Annotated in this window: 2 protein-coding genes, 1 tRNA gene and 2 pseudogenes; 2 read left to right on the top strand and 3 right to left on the bottom strand. The window is 69.2% G+C overall.

The features are described from left to right. Nucleotides 1–10: 10 nt before the first annotated feature. Nucleotides 11–472 carry an SRPBCC domain-containing protein gene (locus tag MXD60_RS27190; protein WP_248822545.1) on the bottom strand — a complete coding sequence of 154 codons (462 nt, stop codon included), beginning with the start codon at nucleotides 470–472 and terminating at the stop codon, nucleotides 11–13. 557 nt (nucleotides 473–1,029) lie between these two features. Further along, nucleotides 1,030–1,347 (bottom strand): annotated as a pseudogene (locus MXD60_RS30155) (DUF488 family protein); the annotation flags it as partial. Between the two features lie 221 nt (nucleotides 1,348–1,568). On the opposite strand from MXD60_RS30155, the gene MXD60_RS27185 reads away from it, so the two are divergent. Both MXD60_RS27185 and MXD60_RS29605 read left to right on the top strand, forming a co-directional pair. Beyond that, nucleotides 1,569–1,645, top strand: a tRNA-Ile gene (locus tag MXD60_RS27185). A 133-nt stretch (nucleotides 1,646–1,778) separates the two neighbouring features. After that, nucleotides 1,779–1,955 (top strand): hypothetical protein, encoded by a 177-nt coding sequence (locus tag MXD60_RS29605; protein WP_248822544.1) that lies wholly within the window; start codon nucleotides 1,779–1,781, stop codon nucleotides 1,953–1,955. A gap of 270 nt (nucleotides 1,956–2,225) precedes the next feature. Here the strand turns inward: MXD60_RS29605 and MXD60_RS29600 are convergent. After that, a pseudogene (locus tag MXD60_RS29600) lies at nucleotides 2,226–2,306 on the bottom strand (hypothetical protein); the annotation flags it as partial. Between the last annotated feature and the right edge of the window lie 285 nt (nucleotides 2,307–2,591).

Genomic DNA, 2,591 nt, shown 5'->3' with positions numbered 1-2,591 from the left:
GCCGGCATCGTCACCGCCGGGTTGTCAGCGTCGCGACGTAGGGCGACAAGCGGGCCAGGAAGAAGTCCCAACCGGTGCAGTGATCCTGATACTCGTGTTCCAGGACGGCGATCTCCCAGCCCATCTCCCGGAAGCCGCTCTCGGTCATCCGCAGCAGCGTCCCGCCGTTCGACGGGGTCAGGTCGAACGTGACCAGCAGCGAGTTGCCCTCGACCGCGGTCTCGCCGGCGGGCTGCGTCCAACGGAACGTGAACGTCCGCGGCGGCCGCGAGTCGACGACGGTGAACGGCACGACCTTGCCGCCCGCGGCCGGATCACCGAAGACGATCTCGCCGGTCGAGCCGGGGGTCGGGTCGTAGTGAGCCTCGTCCGGCCACCACTGCCGAAGATGGTCCGGGCTGCTCACGACCTCGAAGACGACCTCGGGCGAGGCCTCGACGAAGATCTCGCGTTCCAGTGTTCCGTACTCCATGCACAACCTCCCGCAACCTTAGGTTGCACATCAACGTACCCGCCGGACGGCCGCAGCGCAACCATCGGTTGCGGGTCCCGCGGCAGGCGGGGAGCTCGTCGCTGTCGAGCCGCAGGGCGGGGAACCTGGCGGCCAGGCATTCCAGGGTCGCGCCGATCTCGAGGCGGGCCAGCGGAGCGCCGACGCAGTAGTGGATGCCGCTACCGAAACTCATGTCCGGCCGCGCGCGCTGCCGCCCGATGTCGAAGGCGGCCGGTTCGGCGCCGTTGACCTCGACGTCCTCCGTCGCGCCGCGGAACAGGCCGAAAATCGGGAGGTCATACCGCAGGCATTCGGTGACCTTGTCCGCGAGGGGCAGTCGCCCGGCGGCCAGATCCGCCCGCTCCCCGGACGGTCCGTGTTCCGGCAGATCGACCAACGTGCGCACGCCGCGGCCGAGGGCGAAGTCGACGATCCGCTGCGCGTCCGGCGGCAGGTTCCTCCGGCCGGACGAACGCCCGCCGCGAGGAGAACCGCTTCGGGTCGGCCGCGATCCCTCACCTCCGCCGCCCCCGTCGCTACCGTCGTCGTCTCCGGTGTGTCAGCGATCTCCACGAAGTCCCCCGGCTGCGGCGATGATCCGGCGGTGGCAGCGCCACCAGACCGGCTCGCTGAACCGCACCGCGGTCCGGCACCTGACCGGCACCGTCGAGCAGCCGCTCCATCGCGGCCTGGAACCGCGGGTCGCGGGTGTAACCGGCACAGCCGCGGAACGACGCGTTGCGCAACACGACATCGGGCGACTCCGGCATCGGCCTGCGAAAGCCGCCGAGATCCCGCCCCCAGCGATAGCCGATCCCGGCCGCCGGCAACCACGCCGCCAGCGCCTCCCGGCCGGCATCGGGATGCGCCGACTACCCGGGACGCTGCGGACATCCACGATCGAAGCCACGCCCGCACCCCGCAGCGTCCGAGCCTTCACCACAGCCTCGGCCACCGGAACCGCCACCACAGTCGGCCCACCGCCGGCCATGACCACAGCCGCTTCAGACCCCAGCCGCAGCCGCTACGCTGTAGGCACTCGGTCGCCCGGATCTCCCCCGCCGGACCTCACCGAGGGGCGGTAGCTCAGCCGGTCAGAGCAGCGGACTCATAATCCGTCGGTCGTGGGTTCGAGCCCCACCCGCCCCACCATGTTTGTCATTGTACGAACCGCCCCCTTCGGGCGTGTTGTGGCTGGTAGAGCGGCTGCGGAGGTCTCGCTCGCCTCGGGTCTGGGGACCTTGAAGATCGGCTGGAAGCGTCCTGGGCCGAGGATCTTGACTTCGTGGATGAGGGCTTCGACGAGGGCCTTGCGTTGAAGGTCGGTACCGGTGTCGATGATCGTATCGATGTGGTTCGCGATCTTACGGAGGGTGGCGCGTGGGGGCATGACGGGTTCGTCGTCGATCTGGGCGGTGAGTTCGGTGTGGCGGCGGCGGAGTTGCTTCTGCTTGGTGCGTAGAGCGGCGACTCGGGTGGCGAGGGTCTCTTCGTCGAGGGTGCCGCGTTCGAAGGCGGCCAGGTAGCGGTCGATGGCCTGGTCGGTGTGGGTGAGGTCGGTCTGGACGGTGGCGAGTTCGCCGGCGCGGTCGCTGTGGGAGCTGTGGTGGCGTTGGCGGGCGTGGTGGACGGCGTCGGCGATGAGTTGCTGGTGGTCGCGGTAGAAGTCGGCGAGTGCGGTGAGGATGGCGGGGTCGAGGGCGTCGGCGTCGAGGCGGGGGGCGTCGCAGCGGGTGCGGCTGTAGCGCAGGCGGGTGAAGCAGGTGTAGTAGCGGTAGGTGCGGTTGCGTCCTTGGGCGTTGGAGCCGAGCATCGCTTTGCCGCATTGCGGGCAGCGCATGCGGCTGGTGAGGTAGTAGTCGGAGTCGCTGGCGGCCCGGTGGGTGTGTCCGTCGCTGCGGATGGTGAGGATCTTCTCGGCCTCGGCGAACTGGGCCGCCTCGATGATCGGTTCGTGGGTGTCGATGACGGTGATCTCGCGGAAGGTCAGCTCGCCGAGGTAGACGCGGTTGTCCAGGACGGGGACTGTCAAGATAACGGTGTAACTGGGTTAGTGGATCTACTTGCGGCCGGTGGTGAGCCGGCCGTCGAAGGCGAT

The organism is Frankia sp. AgB32 (assembly GCF_023243045.1).
Lineage (GTDB): Bacteria > Actinomycetota > Actinomycetes > Frankiales > Frankiaceae > Frankia.
Note: the sequence above shows the minus strand (reverse complement) of the source record. Positions and strands in the feature narration are given on the sequence as shown.

Bases quoted from the DNA above. Each gene is read 5' to 3' on its own strand.
- MXD60_RS27190 (WP_248822545.1), bottom strand. From the start codon at position 472: ATGGAGTACGGAACACTGGAACGCGAGATCTTCGTCGAGGCCTCGCCC.